This is a genomic window from Endozoicomonas sp. (assembly GCF_031844845.1).
In the GTDB taxonomy this organism is placed as follows: Bacteria; Pseudomonadota; Gammaproteobacteria; order Pseudomonadales; family Endozoicomonadaceae; genus Endozoicomonas.
Map to the genome: position 1 here is coordinate 1 of NZ_JAVRMB020000126.1, position 22,375 is coordinate 22,375.

Here is a 22,375-nt window from a genome sequence, read left to right on the forward strand (position 1 = left end):
TTTCTGGCAATTATTTTACCACCCTTAGCCGTTCTGCTTTGCGGTAAACCCTTCCAGGTTATTCTGAATATTATCCTGACATTACTTGGCTGGATTCCGGGGGTTATTCACGCCTTGTTTGTTGTTAACAGCCACCTGGCAGATAAACGTAATAAAGAACTGATAAACGCAATTGAGAATAAAAACTGAGTATGAATATTCCCTATTTCATCTCTGCAAATACCAATAGCGAAACAAATGCCCATAGCGCAAAAAAAGTGCCAGGCTCACGCCCTGAGCCATTTGTCATCGCTGGCCTTATGGCACTGACATTACTGCTCAGTGGCTGCCAGAGCACCTACTACAACGCCATGGAAAAAGTAGGTATCCATAAGCGTGACATCATGGTGGATCGCATTGAAGACACCCAGTCTGCACAGGAACAGGCACAGGCGCAGTTTCAAAGTGCTCTTGAACAGTTTCAGAGCGTTATTAATTTTGATGGTGGCGACCTCGACTCCGCCTATACGGATTTGAACGCCGAGTATGAAGACAGCTTATCTGCAGCAGAAAAAGTCAGAGACCGGATTGCCAGTGTTAAAAGCGTCTCTGAAGCATTGTTCGATGAATGGGAAGATGAACTGACCCTCTATAAGAGTGACAGCCTCCGCAGAGCCAGCTCCCAGAAGCTAAAAGACACCCGACGTCAATACCAGCGCATGATCACCAGTCTTGAGAAGTCTGAACAACGGATGCAGCCGGTTCTGGATGCCTTTCAGGATCAGGTTCTTTATCTCAAACATAATCTTAATGCCCGGGCCATCAGTGCTTTGAAAGGTGAGTTCAAAACTATCAAGGCAGATATTGATCGCCTGATCAGTGATATGCAGGTATCCATCGATCAGTCACAAAAGTTTATCAAAGCCCTCAGAGAACCCTGATCAACTCAAGACAAAAAGCCGCTTTCAGCTAGAATTTCTCTAATCGGGAAGCAGGCTTTCCCCAATGGCTAATCCACATTTTCTATTTCCACTTGCCCTTGTTCTCTTTCTGACACCACCGCTCTCCCGGGCCACTTACTACCATGATGATGTGACTTCTTTTCCACCTTGGCATGGCGGTAGGCATCTGGGGCAACTGCTACCCTCAGGCTTCGACTCATTTTATGCTATTCAATTCACAATCTTGCTCTTTGTCTGGAACCAAAAAGCAGAATGGTTGTCCAGCCAAATAGCGCCTACCCGAATCACCGAATCACCGAGGAATCTCCGAGCCTGACAAGTATCGCTGGCGTAATACAATAAGCGCAACAGGCTCTAATTAAGAAAGGTGAAAAAATATCAAACTGCTATCCTGATCTGCGCAAGGAATTCTGCAGGCCATTGAATTACTTACGTAAACAGCCAATTTTTTACAAAAGTTTTCACAGAAAAGGTAGCGACGAAACACTCTACGATCTCTTTGAATATTATACATAAATATTTTCTACCATAAGCTTTTTGCTCATTTTAAGTTAACGCTTGAATATACATTAACCAACCAGAGGGATATTAATTATGTTTACGAGTGCTAATCATACTGTTAGAAAATCTATATCAAGGATAGAGGATCTACTCTCTTGGAAGGCATCCCTAAAAGCAGCGTCTATTCGTGCTGCCAATAATTCAGTGCAGTATTTTTCATATAATTTGTACGGGAGCAGCATTCTTGATGCAGGGTTGCTTTTTTCTATGGCTACAGCACTTGAGTCAATCCCTTTGATTGCGCGAAAATTAGTTCGCACAGAGCCATTGTCCAGTCTGTTAATAAGTGACTTTATTAGAACGCATAATTATGATGACTTAGCCTGGCTAATTAAAAATGGCAGCTCGCCAAAGCCTATTATGGAATATTATATTCCTGGAAATCCAGGCAGCCTAAATAATCTGATTAAAGAATTCGATATAAAGCTTAACAGAAAAGAATACCACTCATTAGTAACTAAAGCTGTCGACCCTAGCAGTGTTAATTGTTTAAAAGTGCTTTTGCAAAATGGAGCCCCTGTTGATGGGGACAATATGAAACCCTTATTTAAAGCAATAGAAGTAGGAAGCATTGAATCTTTAAAGTTATTAGTTACATATGGACTTTCTGTATTTAAGGGTAATTTCGAATTACGTGAACTTATTTTTATTGACGCTTTCAGAGCTAACCATACTGAAATGGTTGCTTACTTATTAACTCAGCACCCCTTCTCAAAAGAGTCATTTATAACGAACGGAACGCAAGAAAAGTACAATTGTGATAGGGTTAGAGAATGTCGCTTGGCAAATTTAATAAATGCTATTAACGAAAGTTGCAGTAACCACATCAAGTGTCTTATGTTGATTGAAGCAGGGCCTGAAGGTACTTATATGTTGGATGAAGCAGGGCCTGATGGTACTTATATGTTGGATGATCTATCATGTCGGCAATTGTTTAAGACAGGGCAGGAAAAAAAATTATTTGATACCTCTGAGCCTCTGGGTGACAAACCTGTAGATTATCGAAACAAACTTAAAACGGCCGTTCGTAATGTACATTCCAAAAATAATTCACTCAGTGGTAATAGCTCTATCGGAAATTAAGCAGCCAGGCAGATTCCCCATTCAAGGGGACCCGAGGGCCTACAAAGCCGACAACCGAATACTCCGATAACGCCACGCCTTGGTGAGTGCATGACGGTTGGGTCACGAGTTGGTTTCCTTTGGAAACCAACCTGCGTCGAAACCTACCCTAAGTACGTCAGATAATCAGTTCTTATCTTTATCAACCAGCTTGTTAGCCGTAATCCACGGCATCATTTCACGCAGATGAGCACCTACCTTCTCAATTGGGTGTTCAGCATTGTTGCGACGATATGCGGTCATGGACGGGTAGTTCAGAGCGCCTTCTGAGATAAACTTCTTGGCATATTCACCATTCTGAATGTCCTTGAGCGTTTCACGCATCGCTTTGCGGGACTCGTCATTAATGATCTTTGGACCCGTCACATACTCACCATACTCCGCATTGTTAGAGATGGAGTAGTTCATGTTGGCGATACCGCCTTCATACATCAAATCAACAATCAGCTTAAGTTCGTGGAGACACTCGAAGTAAGCCATCTCAGGCGCATAACCCGCCTCAGTCAGCGTTTCGAAACCCGCTTTAACCAGCTCAACAGCACCGCCACAAAGCACAGCCTGCTCACCAAACAAATCAGTTTCAGTTTCATCTTTAAACGTGGTTTCGATGATGCCGGTACGACCACCACCAACGCCAGAAGCGTACGACATGGCAACGTTTCTTGCCTGACCGGAAGCATCCTGATAAATCGCAATCAAGTCAGGAATACCTCCGCCTTTGACAAACTCAGAGCGCACAGTATGACCCGGAGCCTTAGGTGCAATCATGATGACATCAAGATCGGCGCGGGGAACAACCTGATTGTAATGAATGGCAAAACCGTGGGCAAAAGCCAGTGTTGCCCCTTGTTTCAGATTTGGCTCAACAACATCGCTATACAGCTGAGACTGAAATTCGTCGGGTGTCAGGATCATCACCAGATCAGCCTGAGCAACGGCCTGAGGAACTTCAGATACCTGAAGACCCGCTGCTTCAGCCTTGGCCCAGGAAGCAGAACCTTTACGCAGACCAACCGTCACATCGACACCGGACTCTTTCAGATTATTGGCATGGGCATGACCCTGTGAGCCATAACCAATGATAGAGACTTTCTTGCCACAGATAATGGAAAGGTCACAGTCTTTATCGTAATAAACTTTCATTGAAAAACTCCTGAAAGAAAGCGCCAGCCAGCGGTGGCAGGATATCGGATGATTGCATTCGGCTTTTTATGTAAGAGCAGCTTTTTATTAGGAACCCGTTGAAAACAACCGCTGCTCACTCGACTCGGAACAAACCATACCTTATAGGGAGTTCTGCGTATACTTGCATTTAGTGATATATTTAAAATCTTATATTTCAAAATATGCAATAACCACTTTATTTTTATGGCTATAGACTTTCGACCACTGAAACAGTTCCTCGCCCTCTCTGAATCTCTTCACTTCAGCAGGGCCAGCCTCATCTGCCATGTCAGCCCATCGACCCTGAGCAGAACCATCAAACAGCTGGAAGATCAGCTCGGTATTGCACTGTTTGAGAGAGATAATCGCAGCGTTTCGTTAACCCCGGAAGGTAAACGATTCCAGGTTTATGCCCGTGAAGCGCTATCACAATGGGATATTATTCATAATGAGTTGATGGCTGGGGCCCTGGAACTTAAGGGCTCCCTGAGTATGTATTGCTCGGTGACCGCCAGCTACAGCTTCCTGTATGACGTACTCAGTCAGTTCCGCCCAAAATATCCGGGAATAGAAATCAAGCTCCATACCGGGGATCCGGAACCGGCAATACAGCGCGTATTAACGGAGCAGGAAGACCTGGCCATAGCGGCCAGACCGGAGTCACTCCCCACAGGGCTGGCTTTTCAACAGATTGCCATCTCCCCTTTAGTCTTTATTGCTCCTGCTGCCTCTCATTTGTCAGGTCATCTTTACAGGAAGCAACTGAGTGCTGAAGAATTCAAAGGCACTCCAATGATCCTTCAGGAAAAGGGAATTGCACGACAAAGGATTGATGCATGGTTTCAGGCTAACAATAGCAAGCCTGAAATCTATGCACAGGTGGCAGGAAATGAAGCGATTGTCAGTATGGTCAGCCTGGGTTTCGGGGTGGGTGTCGTACCGGAAATTGTTTTGAACAACAGCCCATTATCCGACAAAATCAGTATATTAAATATCCAGCCAGAGCTTGAACCCTATGATGTGGGCTTGTGTGTACTGGAAAAGAAATTAAAGAATCCATTGATTGATGCCTTCTGGACTCAGTTAACCGAAATCCTGTGATTAACTTTTTTTATCATAAATTGGAACGAATCACCGGTCATATACTCTATTAATGCAATACAAAGAAGTCTCTACCATTGTCAGGAAACGTAAATTCAAAGTCACTCCCGGCAATATGGCCAATAATCTCTTTATCTCGAAAACTTGAATGTTATGGAACAAGCAAACTTTATTAGTCAAAATAAAACGAGCAATCTTCTGCCGGAGGACCGGGCACATAATCGCAGTGAGGGAGATGGCCCTAAGGCTGTGACGGTAGATAATAACCACATGATTTCTCATACCTGGCTTGCCTGGGTCGATCAACTTGAACCGATTGGTGAGATTTCGTCACAAAAAAATCCACCAGAGACGTTGCTGGATGCAAGAGCAATAGAATCCACCACCGCAATAACGACACTCCAGCAGTTAGAAAGTTTGTCAACACATGACCAATCGCCTCTGTTGTCGTCGGCTCTTAATCTTGGTTTTGTGGGCGCAGAAGAACCATTTAAAGAGCCGGAACCAGGGTCTCCACTATTAACTTCAACAGAACCGGACCAATCACTGCATACTCAAGATGATCAACGTGAACGGTCGACAGATCAGTTATGTCCCTTGTCTTTAGAGCTGTTGCAAAAGGATCAAGACGCCTTTATGTTACGAGTGGCCAATGCGATCGGGAAAACGCTTAACGATAAAGAACTGGCTGAGGAGCCAGAGTGTTCATTACATCGTTACGGCTCTGCTGGTGCGGTCATTAAAATTACCAGGGGTACACGCCCCCCCCACGCAATAAAAGTTCACTTTGGAGTTCATTCGGTTAACTCTCCACCCCGTGAAATTACCATTATAGAAAAGCTGTCCAACGATAAATATTTTCCTTATCTGCCTGAATATCATGGGAGTAGGTACAGTTCTTTTGTGACAAGCTGGTTTCATATCATGAACTGGTATCCCGCCTCACTTGCTGATGTGATCAAACAATATCCACAAGGGTTGTCAGAATCGATGGCCCGGGAACTCATCCGGGATCTGTTGAAAAATCTGGCTGCATTAAACAGAACGTCGATTATGCTAAGTGATATCAAGCCACAACATATATTGCTACCTAAAAAGATAATGGATGCTATCAACAACAATACCCTTTCGACATCCGGATCCCCCTGCATTTTCATTGCCAATTATGGTCATGACAGACTAATGAGCAAGCAGAAAAGTACTGATACCCACGATGGAAGTTATAAAGAAAACGAAGAAGCTGTTGATGTCCGTTCTATTGGCATGATTTTTTATGAACTGCTTACCAACAAGCGGTATCTTGAAAGTATCAATCTGACAACCCAGGCTGATAATGATCACTCACCGACAAATTTTTTAAATAAAAACAAAGACAATGAAGAAAGCATAAATACCATAAAACACTCGTTGACTGAAGGCAAAAAAGCTCAATCGACAATCAGCGAGCAAGATCAGAAATTGTGGAAAACATGGTGCAAATCGTCTGGAAAAAAACCTGATGATTATCCCATGGCGCAATTGCTGAGCTTATTCCGGTTAATTTATTGTCGTACCCCTGTGGGTCAACCTGCGAACAGCAAGTGTGAAGAATTATCCAGCAATTGTTTTTTTATACTGTGCGATCTTTTGCAATCGCCTCAAACCAAAAATGCTAGCGACCAACGGAAAAAACCCTACTGGCATGCTAGTTATCAATGTAAACCGGATAAACCCAAGGTGCTGGAAAGTCTAAATAAACTTTGCAATATGGTCGACCATTCATCGAATAAAAGGACGTCACAAACGCTAGTCAGTTCACCACCAGCAAAGAAATTGAAGGAGGCAGGCACCGATCAGGAAAGACAAGTGGAAACTTGGAGAAAGACTTATGTGTCGATGAGACTCGAGATAGACGAACTCAAGGAAAATAAGCAGGAATATATCCAGAAGAATTCCAGACTAATGGCGGAACTGAATGCCCAAAGTGTAAAAATTCAGGAACTGAAGAAAAAATGCTCGTCCTTGCAGGATTCATTGCAGAGTGCCTTGTTAAATATATCGTCGTGAATTGTACAAACCTGCGTCCCCTGCAATTAACAGGCTCTCTGTCCAATAATTCATCTGTTGAAGATGAACGTCAAGAGCCTCATGGACAATATCAAACAGAATTATCAGTGGATAAAAACACCATCGAAAATAAGCGAAGTGAACCGGAAAAAACAGCGGACCAGGAAACACCAAAAAACGCTGACACTGGTCGAAATAAAGTGTCAAAGAGCAAAGGTATTTTTTTGTCACAGGCAATGCCAACACGGGGTAGTCCATATAATTGATTCCATAGCCGTCGACATAACACTCTTCAGAATTCGTAGCACTTCTTATTACGGTCAACATTAAGCATCACAGGAGAATTCTATTTGAAAAACTGTCTCCGGATAGAAGAGGCCGTTACCGACCTCAACCCTCCAGCACTCGGGCAGGCGCAATTAAGGAATTGCCCAAAATAAGATCTCTATTTCACTGAAACCCTGAACACCAACTGATAACCCTGGCAATACTGATGATAAACCGGGTGCTTTATCAGCCCCGGATTTACAGCGACAACACCTTTTCCCCCCGGGACATTCCGGTTACACCACTGCGCACAACTTCCAGCACCTGAGCCTGACCAATAGCCTCAATAAAGGCATCCAGTTTCTCACTGGTACCCGTCAGCTGAATGGTATAGACCGAGCTGGTAACATCAACAACCTGGCCGCGGAAAATATCAGAAGTTCGTTTCACTTCAGCACGCAGAGGGCCGCTGGAACGAACCTTGATCAACATCATTTCCCGCTCAATATGAGCGCCTTCAGAAAGATCCACCAGCTTGACCACGTCCACCAGCTTATTCAGCTGTTTGGTGATCTGCTCAACCACCTGAGGATTTCCCACTGTCGTTAAGGTCAAACGAGACAGCGTCTTGTCTTCCGTTGGAGCAACATTGAGCGACTCGATATTGTAGTTCCGCTGGGAAAACAGCCCAACAATCCGGGACAGGGCGCCGGGTTCGTTTTCAACCAGTACAGAGATAATCCGTCTCATCAGGTTCTCTCCGTTTTGCTGAGCCACATATCCGCCATATGGCCATCCTTGATCTGCATGGGGTAAACATGCTCACTGGGATCCACCTGAATATCCATGAAAACAAGACGGTCTTTCAGAGAGAAGGCTTCTTCCATCGCTGATTGCAGCATGGCAGGGTCGGCGATCTTCATACCCACATGACCATAAGACTCTGCCAGTTTGACAAAATCGGGCAGAGACTCCATGTAAGAATGCGCGTAACGACTGCGATACTGCATATCCTGCCACTGTTGTATCATGCCCAGTGACTGATTATTCAGATTGATAATCTTGATGTTCAAATCGTATTGCAAACAGGTAGACAGTTCCTGAATATTCATCTGGATACTGCCTTCACCGGTTACACAGGCGACCTGACTGTCAGGGAACGAGAGCTTAACCCCCATAGCCGCCGGCAGACCAAAGCCCATGGTGCCAAGGCCCCCTGAGTTGATCCAGCGGTTAGGCTTATCAAAGGGATAATACTGGGCAGCAAACATCTGATGCTGACCCACATCCGAGGTAATATACGTATCCTGCCCTTTGGTTACCTCGTACAGTGTTTCTATAACCTGCTGAGGCTTGAGAATCTTGCCATCGCCCGGATCGTAAGGGAACAGGCCACCACGTTCTTCACGCCACTCGTGAATCTGCCGCCACCAGCTATCCAGTGCTTCCTGACCAATGCCAGTACCGGTTTCTTCTATCTGGCGGATCATGGTGTCCAGAACAGCATCGACCGGGCCTACGATAGGAACATCCGCCGGAACCGTTTTCGAAATACTGGCCGGATCAATATCAATATGAATGATCTTCGCTTCAGGACAGAATTTGGACGTATTATTGGTCACACGGTCATCAAAACGAACGCCGATAGCCAGTATCAGATCCGCATGGTGCATGGCCTGATTGGCACAGTAGCTACCGTGCATTCCCAGCATCCCAACAAACTGTTTGTCTGAGCCGGGATAACCGCCCAGCCCCATCAGAGTATTAGTCACCGGTACATTCAATTTCTGAGCCAGCGCAGTCAGTTGCTCAGAAGCCTTGCCCAGAATTACACCACCACCAGCGTATATAACAGGCTTTTTCGCCTGCTGAATCAGCTCTACCGCCTTGCGGATCTGGCCTTTGTGTCCTTTGGTTGGCGGATTATACGATCGTAGCTGCACAGTCTCCGGATACTGGTAATCATATTTTTTACTGATGTCAGTGATATCCTTGGGAATATCCACAACAACAGGACCTGGTCGGCCAGTCTGCGCCAGATAGAATGCCTTTTTAATGACCTCAGGAATGTCTTCTGCCCGCTTTACCAGAAAGCTGTGTTTTACGATGGGGCGGGAAATTCCCACCATATCCACTTCCTGAAACATGTCACTGCCAATAAAGGCAGAGGGCACCTGACCGGAAATGATCACCATGGGAATAGAATCCATATAGGCAGTAGCAATACCGGTGATGGTATTGGTAGCCCCCGGACCAGAGGTTACCAGCGCAACGCCCGGCTTTCCGGTTGCTCGTGCGTAACCGTCCGCCATATGGGTCGCGGCCTGTTCATGACGTACCAGGATATGGGTAATCGCCTCCTGCCGGAATAGCGCATCATAGACATGCAGAAGGGCACCACCCGGATACCCGTAAATATACTCGACTCCTTCATCAGCCAGTGATCGGACCACCATGTCCGCGCCGGATAATTGCTCCACGTACTTACCCTCGGCTTTACTCATTATTTGGAATGGATTTTTTATATCGCCCTGAATTACCGAAAACAGAACGCATTAGAAACTGGCGAATACTAAAGTGGTTCTCTTTAGTTCTCTGTTAGAAGAACCATTTTACCAAAAGAGCCTTCACCAAAAAGTGCAGCCCCGGGCTGCCTGAGACTCACAGTTCTGGCGTGCAGAACTGCTACATTCCTGTGCGGGTAGGAGCAGTACGCCAACCAGTTATCTCAGCACAAGATCAACAGGCCAGCATGCCAAGGAACACTCTCATCCAAGCCGCCGATAAACGGCCTCAGATTGTCGCATAATTCCCAACGCAGCTTCTTGGGCAGCTTCAGGAGCAGCCATTTTTTACTTTCAGCTGCCATCAGTCAATACAAATACGAGCATTACTTCGGCTAATACGGATTATTTCCATAAAAAGACGATAATTAACTAATGCAACTACAAAAATCAGGGATCGGTAACATGAAGCAACTTTTATTTGCCCAAGTGTTTTTATTTGCCCTATTACTCCCAATTGCTGGCGCAGCGGAGCCTATCTACAAGTGGAAAGACGACCATGGCATTGTGCACTTCTCAACGACTCCACCAAAAAATCAGACCAATACTGAGGTTATGGCCAAACCCGAGGTACAAAAAATCTCAGGCGACGCCAGCCAAATGACAGAGGATGAAGAATACCGTGAAGAAACTGTCAAAGAACAGACGCCAGAGCCCGCTACCGCAGAGCTTATAATAGAGCCACAACAGAAAACAGCAGAAGAGCTGGCGTACTGTAATTCTCTGAAAGGGAATATAGCCAAGCTGAAAAGCAGCCCACGGATAAGGGTGAAGAGCAAGGATGGTGAATATGAAATTCTGGATAATGCAGCCCGCCAGAAAGAGATCGACCGTATCAGCACTCTGCTGGATTCATTTTGCGCTAATTCAGGAAGTAGCAATGAATATCAATGATAAATAATCAGGCTTTGCAGTCACTGGCAAAAATAACATCCCGAATAACCGAAAGGACTCAATAATGAATACTTCCCATAAAGTCATTGCTATATCTGTTGTGATGTTATCCATACCTGTCGGTCTTTATTTTCAGGGCTTATTTAATGATGAAAAAAACAATGACAAAAAACTGCCGATTGCCAACCTGGCAGAGCGCCAGGACCCCGAACCCCTGACGGCCCCATTAACCCGCCAGCGTCGTTCTGCTGATACCGCCTTCAGGTCCCACAGAAGCTCCAGCCATGCGACAACAACCGGGACAGAGCCTCAGGATGAATCATGGCTTCGTAACCAGCAACCGGAACCCCGCGATCCCTGGCGAGACCTGACCACACCGGCGAAACTTTTGTCCGAACAGTTTGAACTGATTGATACCGGCGATAATCTGAACCTGCCATTACCCGATAAGCCCTACTTTACTCTACCGGTTTCCAAGATCTCCTATACCCCGGCCGGTGCCAAGGTTATTTCCGGTGGCCAGCAAACCCACGGCGGTGGCTCCAGTTTCATCATCACTGCCGGTAAAGACAGCAGTTTTGGCTCTGTGGTGACCCCTGATGGCAGCTATTCAGTCAGTATCATCAATGGTGAAACCAGTATCCTCAAAAAGGACAGGGATAGCGCCATCATAATGGACTGTCACCAGTCGTTTAAAAATCTCTAAATATGAACCCGCAAACAGATTATAAGGATATGGTCATGTGGTTATTAATTCTGCTTCAACAGGCAAACGTTGCATTCAGACGGCGGATTAAAACATCGTCCGGATATCTCACAAGATACTTGCCCATTCTGCTGATCTTTGGTTCCACGGCATCTGGAGCAGGGGAAAAAATTTACATTGATTTACTGGTTTACTATACCAATGAAGTCAGGGATGAATATCGGGGTGGTATCGATAATAAGATTGATCATCTGGTTAACACCACCAATAAAATCCATTCCGACAGTGGCTCTGATATCCGGTTTCGGGTCGCCCATACTCAGCTGGTATCTCTGCCACGAAAAGTCAGCCTTAATAGTGGTCAGGTCTTGAATTATCTCCTGGAACAAAAAACCGGAGACGGAGAGCTCAATCGCCAAAAGTATGGTGGTGATATGGTTGTCATTCTGACTGCCGATGACAAAACATCCTGCGGTTTGGCACCTCCGGTGGGCACCCTTAAAGGAACTCTGCGTGGTATTTCTACAGTACCCGGTGACATAACGTCATACAAACACTATATGTACACCGCTGTTGGTCTGGGTTCCTGTGAGGACTACGTCATGGCCCATGAGACGGGCCATTTACTAGGCGTGGCTCATAGCCGCAAGTCTGACAAGGGAATATACCCACACGCAACAGGCCATGGTTCCTGGGGAAAATTTATCACCGTGCTTGAGTATCTTCATAACTGGTGGCCTAACTTTCCTAACAGCAATTTGGTGCCACGACGGCTCTGGTTATTTTCCAATCCGGGAATTTATAAATGTGATGGCGAGCCCTGTGGCGTCAGCCAGTACGATCCGGTTAACGGTGCCGATGCAGTTTCGGCAATGGCCTCCACTGCAAGAGTGGTGGCTGACTTTTACTCATCCGCCCCAGCCACCCCGATAGCGCCGAGACCGTCCGCGCCCACAACTACTGAGGAAGTCACAAAATCCCACATATACGAGTATACCGGGTGGTTTTCCGAAGAAGGTTCTGCCCGGAAAATGTGCCCGGATGGTTATTTTGTCACGGAGATTAAGTGTTCCGGACGCTATTGTGATAACAAAAACCTGAAGTGCAGCAAAATACCCGGGATGTTTGTCGGTGATGCCACACAGTCTTCAGGCTACTTTTCCGAAGAGGGGACAAATTACTATAAACATGATGGTAAAGTCGTGGTGGGGATCCGTTGCAAAGGAAGGTACTGCGACAACCTTTCCCTGATATTAAGAGATGTTCTGGATACCGGGGGGAATGGCACATGGACAAAATCGTTTTCCGAAGAGCAGGGCTATGGCAGCTGCGGCAATGGCTATGTTGCCGGAGTCCGTTGCTCCGGCAGATATTGTGATAACCTCAGGCTGTATTGTAAGCCGTAGGCTGTTGCATTTCATTTCCTCATGCAACGCTACGGCTCACAGCCCGGTATCTATGATGGAGCCCGATTCAACCGGGTTGCTTGTTACCTTAGGAATTGTCCCGAAATAATTGTCTCATTTTGAACTCGGACTCCGTTCATCCTGAGCGCCCTTCGACTTCGCTCAGGATGAACGGACGAAGGGTGTTTGGCACGATCTATCATGGCCCGGAGTTTACGCCCTTCGATACCTCGACAAACTCAGCATTCAGGACGGCCGGGGTTTGGAGACTCAGAAATGCGGACGTTATTCAGGGACTACTCCTTATGGAAATAGCATAAATTGCCCTGAGCGACTGTTTGATGCAATTCATATGCTGATCGATCAACATAGACTCACCCCCCGCTGAAACCTGCCGACTTTGAATACTTAATGTGTTGAGAATGACCGGTTAACGACAAGGCATCGTTCGTCCAAAGGAGTTACGTCAGGTCATAACATCGGCAAACAGGAAAGGCTGCAGGGAAATTATGGACCTTATTCAACAGACAGGATTGCTCCGCCTTAAAACCAGGTATTTCAACGCAGCAAAGGCGAGCTGGAAGGTCATCAAAGAAGAATACTCACAGCATCTTTCAGGGCAAAACCGCCTTACTGCTGCCCATGCATCCTGGAAGATGGCAAGAAAAGAGTTCTCCCAATACCTGAAAAACCATGATGGTCAATCAACCCTTAAGCCTCTAACCTCAGCGCTGCTGCGAAGTGAGCAGATCGAAAAATACGAAAGGGAGCTACTGGCTGCCCTGGATACCGGCAAACAGCCGGAGACCCGGAACATAGCCATTTCCGGAACCCATGCTGCGGGTAAAAGCTCATTCCTCCATTCATTTACCGAGCGAAACCCGCAATACAAGTACACCAGTATTTCTTTGGCCCGATTTTCCGGAATAAAGCCCGGTAACGACACAAACAACGTTCAAAATGAAAAAATGGCTGATGTTGAAAGAGATATAATACAGCAGCTCTTATACAGCCTGTCTGGCAAGAAACCAGAGGCAGGTACTGCACAGCCAGTCCAGCCGGGTGGCTGGAAAAAATATTCCGGTGTGCTTGCCGCATTCCTGACCAGCTCCTCCATAGCAACGCTAAGCTACGTCACCGGTAACCTGGGGATTGATCAGAGCACCACGGTCAAAGCGCTCAGGCTCTACTTGCCCGACCACCTGACTTCCTCCATCAAGAAATACGCACCTTTACTGGCTGAGTTCTCACTGTTCTTTATCGCGACCATTCTGGTTCTGTTTTTATTCAAAGGCCTGCAAAAATTGAGTGGTGTCCGAGCGAGCAGGGCAAACCCACAGGAAGCCACCGACGATACTTCAATATCAAGTCATTACCTTAATCAAATCACCCACGTCTTTGCTCACACCCGGCAGAACGTAGTGATAATAGAAGACCTGATAAGTACCCATCAGCTTCAGGCATTTGAGGCGCTATACCGGATAAACAAACATCTCAATCACTCCGGACAAATTAAACAGCCCATCTATTTTATCTATGCCCTGGAAGATGAAACGCTGACCGCCAGAGACAGAACCCGATTTTTTGACCTGATAATCCCCATTGTCCCCGTCATCAATACCACCAATGCCGGGCCAAAGTTATACGAACAGCTGGAAACCCTGAAAACAGGTGGGCAACCCGTCACGGACTTTCTTGATAAAGAACTGATCTACAAAGTGGCTGATTACATTGATGATATGAGAGTCATCACCAATATCGTCAATGAGTTTGATATCTACCTCAGCAAGATGACCAATAACATTGAAGGACTGAACAAAAACAAGCTCTTTGCCATGATGGTCATCAAGAACCTCTATCCAAAAGAGCATGCCGCACTGACCCATAACAACGGCACTTTATGGAAAGTATTCAATGAGTTCAGTAGCAAGAAGAGGGATACGATAGAGGAATACAGCCATAAGATAGAGCAGTATCAAGAAGAAACCGACCGCTATGAAAGCGCTTTTATTAAAAACATAAAAGAACTTAGATCCATTTACTGGCTAAAGCTGTTTGCAGCAGCCAAAAGTGGTTCCAATCTGATATCTACTCAAACCACCGGCAGAATGACGGTTTGTGACTTTGTAGAAGACCATTTCTGGAAACCGGCCTATCAGGGCCATGATGAAATTCACATCGAGAAAGCGACCAGGCATGGCCAGAAATCAATACCCACTGGCTTAACACTCCATGAGATAGCTAACGGTACAACACCCACCTATGAAGAAAGGGTTAAGCTGGTTCGTAAAGATATAGAGTTAACAAAAACCTATATTGAAATACTGAAACGCACCAAAAACAAACTGCCTGGCAGCAAAATATCCGAAGCTCTGGCCGAAGGAACCATCGGTGATTCGTTTATAAATACGCTAACAGAAGAGCAGTTTGGCCCTGTACTCTACCTTCTTAAGCAGGGTTATTTCGCAGAAGACTATAAGGATTACCTTTCTTACTTCTACCCCGGCTCAATCAGTAAAGATGACAAGCGTCTTTCACTTAAATTAAGGGAAGGGCAGTCATTTGAGTTCTCTCAGACAGTGGATTCACCAAAAGCCTTGCTGAACCACTTAACACCCACCGACTTGTCTGAAGGCAGAGGACTGATCAATGGGGTGGTTTCTCAGCTTTTGGAAAGCCCATCATCCGATTATAACGGCTACTCCACCCAGAGTTTTTTATACGAACTCTTTGATTTATCAGGGAACAGGTTTGAGCGATTACGGGACTTTATTTGCCAGTATATTCATAGTGAATATGATAATCACCGGAAGCTGTTTGCCGCTATTTTCGCCATTGACCAGGCGTTAATTATCCGCTGTATCACCAGTAACCGCTCAGACAAGATGCCAAAGGCCGAGCTGATTTCAGAGATCTTGCCGGTTCTTGCGTCGAAGGACCACAGTGATTTAAACACCACGATTATTCCGGTGATCAGCTCACTTGACGACATTCGACCTATTTTCAACCTTGCCAATGAGCACCCGGAGATATGGCAATGGCTGCAAGGCCATTCTATAAAATTTGACCGTCTGTCACTCAAGCACTGCTCGCAGGAAATAGCGTTAAGAGTGATCGAAGACTCCATGTATCAGCTGAACACTCACATGATGGGTGTTTTACTGGCATTGACTGCTGAAGAGAGACCTGCCGCTCCCGCAAAAGTCAGTTACTCCGCTGTATGCTCTTCTGAAAACCCGGTACTGATCAGCCAGATTCACGACCATCTGGAAATATTTGTCAAAACGATACTGCTTTCCCAGACTCAACTTGAAGAAGAGCAGCCCTGGCTTATTGACCTTCTCAATAATCCGAAGCTGGAGATTATGGACAGAATCAGCCTTGCGTCCCTCTCGGGCGAGGCGGTTAACAACATTAAAGAAATCACCGATGTTGCACTGCAAGTCAGGCTATTTGAAGAAAATCTGCTGGAGGCTTCATGGAGTAACGTTCAGTCTGCTTTTGAGATGAGTGGAAAAAACACGGTTGACCCGCTGCTGGTGAAATTCATCTCCAGTCCAGAAAATACCGAGCAGCTATCCAGTCAGGTTTTGCCTTATAACCATCATTCAGGCAATCTGCTCACTGCACTGATCGGCAATGCGGAGATCGCGGAAACAACCCTGACAACACTGCTTTCAGCATTCCCTGCCATTCTTATTGAGCAGTTTGGGCCAGAAGGCATTGCCCCTGCCAGAATGAACATGATCCGCCAACTGCCCAACTGCCAGTTTTCCCTGGAAACGCTTAACTGGTTTGCACGATTCGAGGATCGGTTCACAGATGACGCTTATCAATATCTCCTGCGTTTCTGGAATGAATATAAACTCAAGGCAAAAGGAACTAACCATTTAACGGTAAACACCGTTCGAAAGTTACTGGCCAACAGTGATATCACGCTTGATGAAAAGCTCTGGTTATGCGACCTGCTGAATCATGAAAACGAAACAGACAGCAAGATCCTCACTGAAATACTCTCATTAATAACCACGCAGCCCTATGAAGATTTCCATTTAAAGATCAGCTTTAAGAGACTTGAAGTGCTGATCGGAACCGAATCAACAGAACAGGGCAAAGTCCGCCTTCTGGCCCAGCAAATCAAATATCTTTCCTGGCCAGAGATATCAACGCTGTTCTCAAAATCAGGCATTGAAGATTTTAATAAGCTGACCAACAGGAGCTACCAATTATCAGTACCCAATACAGAAACCAACCTTGAGCTGGTCAATGCCCTGAAAAATGCGAAGTACCTTGGAACTATCAAAACATCGGAAAAGAGTCAGACGATTAAAGCGTATGTGAAAAGGTCTGCCATGCAGTCTGTCTGAAGTTTCAGGCTGCAACCGGACTAAAGTAGGATAGGTGAATAAGTCATGACTTTTTATTTCATTGTCAGGCGATAAGGCTGGTGAGAGTAAGCCCGAGTCCGAGACCAGCCTCAAAACCCAGTCGGAAAAGAATCCCACTGTACTGGTGACAGGGAGGGAGAATCAACCTCAAAAGACCTTGCTATAAATACCTCTCGACCAATAGGGGAAGGTAATGTAGTCGTGTTCATAGGAGTTAACTCATTAACTGATCGAACTGCTCAATAATCAGTAACAGCTTCTCACATTCCAACTGCTCAACAGGCAAAGCCTCTTCCGCATAGGACTTGATATTTGAACCCTTCGGTAAAGCACCTCCACTCTCGATAACAGCCCGTACACGGGGAACAAAAATCCACTGTAACCACTGGCTGAAAACCATGGTATCCATACAAAAGGGTGTGGTACTGGCCATGGCTTCAACTGAGGGAGGCATAGGAAGCCAGACAGCCTGTCTGCGCAGCTCTGTCTCTATGGCTTCAAGTAAAGCAATGGCTTGTTTTGATAAGATGGCTTCAGACATGTCAGCTATTTACTCTTTAACAATGTACGTAACAGATGATTGATTTCTCGCTCCAGCATAAAGCCCGGCCCCATACTCAGAGCCCGTTCAGCCAGTTGTCGGGATTGCTCTAAACGTCCCTGATCCTGCCTGAGCAGGGCCAGCTGGTAATACACTTCCGGCGCTGTCGGACTGATTCGCATCGCCCGTCCGAGGGCACTTTCTGCTTCGTCCGGCCTGCCCGCCTCTCTGGCCTTCCAGGCCTGGTTCAACAGAGTACCCAGGGCATCCTGACGCTGTCCGTAAGGTGATGATGTAATTGGCTGGTTTTCCTGTTGCATCAGCACGGGAGTGGAGCAACCCGTTAAAATCATCGTGGCAGCCATTAGTACCGCTCTTTTGCCCTGTGCAAGGCGGCAACCAATAATTAAAAACAGGTACCCACAAACCACCTGCAAAAACGTTAAACACTCTGAAACCATAACACCGAAAAACCATCAAATAGAAAATTATACTGCGAGACTACAGCGATGCTTAATATAACAAATCACACAAAATGGCTACCTTCTGATCAGTGGACTTTACCTGATGATAAAACTTGTTCTATTTGTCGTCAGGATATGAGCGCTGATGATAAAGTCCGTCCCATTGTAAGATCATCGTGTCCAGACAAAGCTCACTATTTCCACCAGGCATGCATAAAACAGAGTTTAAAGATTAAACCGTTAAGTGAACGGCGTTGTTGTCTATGTCGATCAGCAGATGTTGTACCGCTGTTTGATCCTGATGAGAAACTATTCCCGGTAGGGCTTCCAATGACCTGGCCTGAGGATTTATTAAAGGCGATTACAACAAAAAATGACAACGATCTTAAGTCGCTTCTTAAGAACGGCGCCGATCCGGATCTCAAAGATTATTATGGGATACCACCTGAGGTCTGTAAAATAGACTTGAGAAATATGAACCCAACTTATAACGATGCCAATACCGGAACAATACAACCATTTGTACCGTTTCCACTTATGATATCTCTCCTTGTTGACAACCTGTCTGCAACCAAAATTTTAATTGATTATCATGCCGATGTTACTCTTTCAGTATTCGATTACTCTCTACCAAAATTATGCATAAAAAAAGATTTATCGGATCATCTCAATGTATTACTGCTACGACTCCAAAGCGGTGTTAATACTACGATAAACCAACAAGGAACAACCCTGCTGCACCTCTCAGCTGAATTTGGAAGTATCCACTGTGGCAGGCTATTAGTGCAATCAGGTGCCAAAACTGATACTTATGATAAAAAAGGTCAACTCCCTTTTTGTGTTAATGCTTCTTTTGGAAAATTAGCGTTTGGTCAGATGCTCCTGAAACATGGGCTCTCTATTAACACCAGGAACGCTCGTGGCTGTTCTCTGCTGCACTGCGCTGCCGACAATTGCCAGAATAAATATTTGCGTTGGTTACTGGATATTGAAGGCATAAATAAAGGTGTCTTATGCCATGAAGGGTCAGGCATCATGCATTCGGCTGCTCGCGGCGGTAATCGGGAAACAATACAATTATTGTCCGAAGCAGGCTTTGATATCAATGCGTTAACCACTGCCGGATATACTCCCTTACATCGTGCTTCAGCATTGGGTCGTTTAGAGGCAGTCAGGGCGCTGGTTGATTATGGTGCAAAAACCGATGCCAAATTCAACGGGGACACCGCTGCAGATTTGGCTGTCAAAAATAGACATACCGATGTTGTCAATTTTCTGCAGAACCCGCAATAGAAAGGGTTCATAAATACCCTGACAGAGTGGTCTGGCCTTTCACCAAATTAACCAGACTGCCACAAACACTGACTTTCTGCCCCCTCCTGCTTATCCAGGGTAAGAGGAGACAATCACCTGCCTGAGAGATGGGTACATTTACTTCACACTCTGTGGCCTTTTATTCAAACCACGCTTTAATCTTGTCAAGCAGGGTGTCTTTCACATCTGCCCTGCAACCGGCATAAGCCTGTGGCTCAGACCCCTTGATATAAGGTATTTGTCTTGCCCCTTCGCAGTAACGGTGGCTTCGACCGTTGGCCATTGGATTAACCCAGAGTCTTGTCAGGTTACTGGCTTCAAGTGGCATAACCGATTGCACCGACACCTTAGACATAAAATTACCCCAGACTTTCAGGGCACCACTGCTGCCAGTGAGTTTCGTAGGGCTGTTGTCGTCATGACCAACCCATGAGACAGCCACCAAATCACCGGAGTAACCCGCAAACCAGCTATCCCTGAGATCATTGGTGGTTCCGGTTTTACCGCCCAGTTCAATACCGGGCTGAACATACTGGTAGACCCGTCGTCCAGTGCCTTCTTTCATCACCATACCCAACGCAGTGCGAAGCAGTTCCATAGGGCCAGGCTCAAAAACCCGCTCCACTGAAAGACTGTAGCGGGTGAGCGGTTTCCCCTGACTGTCTACCACCGCATCAATGGCTCGCAGCGGCATTCTGAAGCCGCCACTGGCAATCGTCTGATACATGTTGGCAACCTCAATGGGCGCCATGGACGGTGAGCCCAGTAATACTGAAGGATAGGGCGGCAGTTTCTGCTCTATGCCCAGCCTTTTCAGAGTATCCAGCACTGATGACAAGCCTACGGCCATGCCGGTGTTCGCTGCTGCCTGGTTATAGGATTTAGCCAGGGCAAGGTAGAGTGGCACCTGCCCGTGGGATTTACGGCTATAGTTCTGAGGCTCCCAATACCCACCCCGACCATCACTGATTTTTACTGATGTATCATTGACTGGCGTGGTCAGTGTGTATTGGCCGGGCCGCTCCAAAGCGGTCAGATAAATAGCTGGTTTCAGGAGAGAACCCACCGGCCTGCGAGCCTCAACGGCTCGGTTAAATCCGGCATAGCCCGGGTTTCGGTCACCCACAATGGCCAGCAGGTCACCCGTCTGGGCAGAGCTGACCACCATGGCTCCCTGAAGCTGATTGTTTTTGCCAAAGGTATTCAGAGTATTACTGACACTTTTCTGGGCTTCCCGCTGGATCACCGGATCCAGATTGGTAAAGATTCTCAGCCCTTCACTGGTCAGATCCTTCTCATCATAATCTTTGCGCAGTTGTTCCTTAACCATATCGATATAGGCAGGGAAGTCGTTGGTGCTGATGAGCTCCCGGCTGACAACACCCAGCGGAAGCTTTTTGGAGCGTTCAACCTCTGCCGCCGGAACGATGGATTGCTCTGCCAGCACATCAAGTACCAGGTTACGCCGCTCAAGGGCTCGTTCCGGATATCGTCTGGGGTTGTAATATGACGGCCCCTTGACGATGGCCACCAGCAGAGCCGTACGAGCCAGATTCAACTCCTGAATCGGCTGGGCAAAGTAAAACTGGCTGGCCAGACCAAAGCCATGAATCGCCCTGCGGCCATGCTGACCCAGGTAGACCTCATTTAAATAGGTCTCAAGAATCTCTTCCTTGCTGTAATGCAGCTCCAGCAGAAGCGCCATGATGGCCTCTTTGCCTTTTCGCACCAAGGTACGCTCATTGGTCAGAAAGAAGTTTTTAACCAACTGCTGGGTAATGGTGCTTCCGCCCTGAACAACGCCGCCTGCCTTAAGATTGGCCACCATGGCCCGGGCAATGGATGTGGGGGACAGGCCGAAATGATCGTAAAAATCCCGGTCTTCAATGGCCAGCAACGCCGGGATCAGATAGCGGGGCGTCTGCGGGGTTCGAATCAACAACCGATCTTCATAGCTTGCCGGGTAAATACCACCGATGGGCTGAGGGTCAAGTCTTAACAGTGGCAGGCTTTTGCTGTCTTGTCCCGCTAAGCGCACCACTTCATTATCCTGGAAATCAACCCTTGCATAGCGAGATGGCTCAGCGCCATCAGGAAAGTGGAAGCCCCGGCTATAAATAACAAACTGATGATCACTTCTGGAAAACGTACCGGGTCGGCTGACATCCCGAACCGCCTGATAGCCCTGACGCTTGAGCTGAGACTGAAGCTCACCGGGGGTTATGAGCTTGCCCACGTACAATTCCACAGGGCGCGCAAATACCTTGGCCGGTATCGCCCACTTTTTACCTTCAAACTGTTTGGTGACCACGGCATCCAGATAAACAGCATAAGCAGAAACCAGAACCACCAGCGTCAAGCCAAGCTTGAACAGAATAGCTTTCCATGGCACCGGATTTCCCTGCTTTTTCTTTGGGGATGATGGGGTCTTTTTGGCAGGTTTGCCTTTTTTAGTCGTCGATTTCTTTACCATGGGGGGGATTATACGCTAGAGCCTGCTGATGATCTTTTGCGGAAAACGAAAATTACAGGAAAAGATCTCTATTCTTTGCTGTTGATGGCATACCTTTCAGATAATCAGCTTCGTTCCCACGGTCCCGGTGGAAATGCATACGGAACTGGACGCATACCCCCTCCGTCATCCCCGCGCAGGCGGGGATCCACTGCTCGAGATAGACTCCTGCTCTCGAGATGGATTCCCGCCTTCGCGGGAAAGACGGCAATGGAACCTCGAAGCGTGGGAACGAGTATACTGGCATGATGTCTTTACCAATAGACGAAAAGTGGCTCTATCAACCTTCCCATCTGGCCAAAAGGACTGATCCCTTTTTGATTATCATGATGGGGTTGTCCGGTTCAGGAAAGAGTACTGCCAGTCGCATGATCACCCAAGAGT

The 22,375-nt window shown here is 46.6% G+C and carries 16 protein-coding genes and 1 pseudogene; 10 read left to right on the top strand and 7 right to left on the bottom strand.

Features of this window, described 5'->3' with window-relative positions; all coding sequences use genetic code 11:
- Window positions 1-3 precede the first annotated feature (3 nt).
- Window positions 4-135 (top strand): annotated as a pseudogene (locus RM811_RS05965) (YqaE/Pmp3 family membrane protein); the annotation flags it as partial.
- Between the two features lie 56 nt (window positions 136-191).
- Complete coding sequence (locus RM811_RS05970; protein ID WP_402521805.1) at window positions 192-920, top strand: DUF2959 domain-containing protein; 729 nt, start codon at window positions 192-194, stop codon at window positions 918-920.
- Window positions 921-988: 68 nt separating this feature from the next.
- Here RM811_RS05970 and RM811_RS05975 read toward each other — a convergent pair whose 3' ends face one another.
- Window positions 989-1,141 carry a hypothetical protein gene (locus RM811_RS05975; RefSeq protein ID WP_402521807.1) on the bottom strand — a complete coding sequence of 51 codons (153 nt, stop codon included), beginning with the start codon at window positions 1,139-1,141 and terminating at the stop codon, window positions 989-991.
- Window positions 1,142-1,535: 394 nt separating this feature from the next.
- Between RM811_RS05975 and RM811_RS05980 the strand changes: the two genes are divergently transcribed.
- Window positions 1,536-2,585 (top strand): hypothetical protein, encoded by a 1,050-nt coding sequence (locus RM811_RS05980; protein WP_402521809.1) that lies wholly within the window; start codon window positions 1,536-1,538, stop codon window positions 2,583-2,585.
- Between the two features lie 165 nt (window positions 2,586-2,750).
- Here the strand turns inward: RM811_RS05980 and ilvC are convergent, their stop codons facing one another.
- Entirely contained in the window at window positions 2,751-3,767 is a 1,017-nt protein-coding gene (ilvC, locus tag RM811_RS05985; RefSeq protein WP_402521811.1) for a ketol-acid reductoisomerase, read from the bottom strand.
- Window positions 3,768-3,998: 231 nt separating this feature from the next.
- Between ilvC and ilvY the strand changes: the two genes are divergently transcribed.
- Both ilvY and RM811_RS05995 read left to right on the top strand, forming a co-directional pair.
- Window positions 3,999-4,889: an HTH-type transcriptional activator IlvY gene (gene ilvY, locus RM811_RS05990; RefSeq protein ID WP_402521837.1), complete on the top strand. Its 891-nt coding sequence runs from the start codon at window positions 3,999-4,001 to the stop codon at window positions 4,887-4,889.
- Between the two features lie 153 nt (window positions 4,890-5,042).
- Window positions 5,043-6,935 carry a protein kinase domain-containing protein gene (locus tag RM811_RS05995; protein ID WP_402521813.1) on the top strand — a complete coding sequence of 631 codons (1,893 nt, stop codon included), beginning with the start codon at window positions 5,043-5,045 and terminating at the stop codon, window positions 6,933-6,935.
- Window positions 6,936-7,460: 525 nt separating this feature from the next.
- On the opposite strand, the gene ilvN is transcribed toward RM811_RS05995, so the two are convergent.
- Window positions 7,461-7,952, bottom strand: coding sequence for an acetolactate synthase small subunit (ilvN, locus tag RM811_RS06000; protein ID WP_402521815.1), 492 nt, complete (start codon window positions 7,950-7,952; stop codon window positions 7,461-7,463).
- Entirely contained in the window at window positions 7,952-9,682 is a 1,731-nt protein-coding gene (locus RM811_RS06005; RefSeq protein WP_402521817.1) for an acetolactate synthase 3 large subunit, read from the bottom strand. Before RM811_RS06005 ends, ilvN begins: the two co-directional genes overlap by 1 nt.
- A 489-nt stretch (window positions 9,683-10,171) precedes the next feature.
- Between RM811_RS06005 and RM811_RS06010 the strand changes: the two genes are divergently transcribed.
- The 4 genes from RM811_RS06010 (at window position 10,172) to RM811_RS06025 (ending at window position 17,139) form a co-directional block, all read left to right on the top strand.
- Window positions 10,172-10,660, top strand: coding sequence for a DUF4124 domain-containing protein (locus RM811_RS06010; protein ID WP_402521820.1), 489 nt, complete (start codon window positions 10,172-10,174; stop codon window positions 10,658-10,660).
- A 64-nt stretch (window positions 10,661-10,724) separates the two neighbouring features.
- The gene (locus tag RM811_RS06015) at window positions 10,725-11,366 is read left to right on the top strand and encodes a hypothetical protein (protein WP_402521822.1); all 642 of its coding nucleotides are present in this window, start codon (window positions 10,725-10,727) and stop codon (window positions 11,364-11,366) included.
- 35 nt (window positions 11,367-11,401) lie between these two features.
- Window positions 11,402-12,772: a zinc-dependent metalloprotease family protein gene (locus tag RM811_RS06020; protein ID WP_402521824.1), complete on the top strand. Its 1,371-nt coding sequence runs from the start codon at window positions 11,402-11,404 to the stop codon at window positions 12,770-12,772.
- Window positions 12,773-13,281: 509 nt separating this feature from the next.
- Window positions 13,282-17,139 (top strand): hypothetical protein, encoded by a 3,858-nt coding sequence (locus RM811_RS06025; protein ID WP_402521826.1) that lies wholly within the window; start codon window positions 13,282-13,284, stop codon window positions 17,137-17,139.
- A 235-nt stretch (window positions 17,140-17,374) separates the two neighbouring features.
- On the opposite strand, the gene RM811_RS06030 is transcribed toward RM811_RS06025, so the two are convergent.
- Together RM811_RS06030 and RM811_RS06035 are read right to left on the bottom strand one after the other, a co-directional pair.
- Window positions 17,375-17,701, bottom strand: a complete 327-nt coding sequence (locus tag RM811_RS06030; RefSeq protein ID WP_402521828.1) for a YqcC family protein — start codon at window positions 17,699-17,701, stop codon at window positions 17,375-17,377.
- Between the two features lie 5 nt (window positions 17,702-17,706).
- Complete coding sequence (locus tag RM811_RS06035) at window positions 17,707-18,066, bottom strand: tetratricopeptide repeat protein (RefSeq protein WP_402521831.1); 360 nt, start codon at window positions 18,064-18,066, stop codon at window positions 17,707-17,709.
- Window positions 18,067-18,300: 234 nt separating this feature from the next.
- Here RM811_RS06035 and RM811_RS06040 point away from each other — a divergent pair, with 234 nt between their 5' ends.
- Entirely contained in the window at window positions 18,301-19,458 is a 1,158-nt protein-coding gene (locus RM811_RS06040) for an ankyrin repeat domain-containing protein (RefSeq protein ID WP_402521834.1), read from the top strand.
- A gap of 160 nt (window positions 19,459-19,618) precedes the next feature.
- Here the strand turns inward: RM811_RS06040 and mrcB are convergent, their stop codons facing one another.
- Entirely contained in the window at window positions 19,619-21,871 is a 2,253-nt protein-coding gene (gene mrcB / locus RM811_RS06045) for a penicillin-binding protein 1B (RefSeq protein ID WP_402521836.1), read from the bottom strand.
- Window positions 21,872-22,375: the final 504 nt, after the last annotated feature.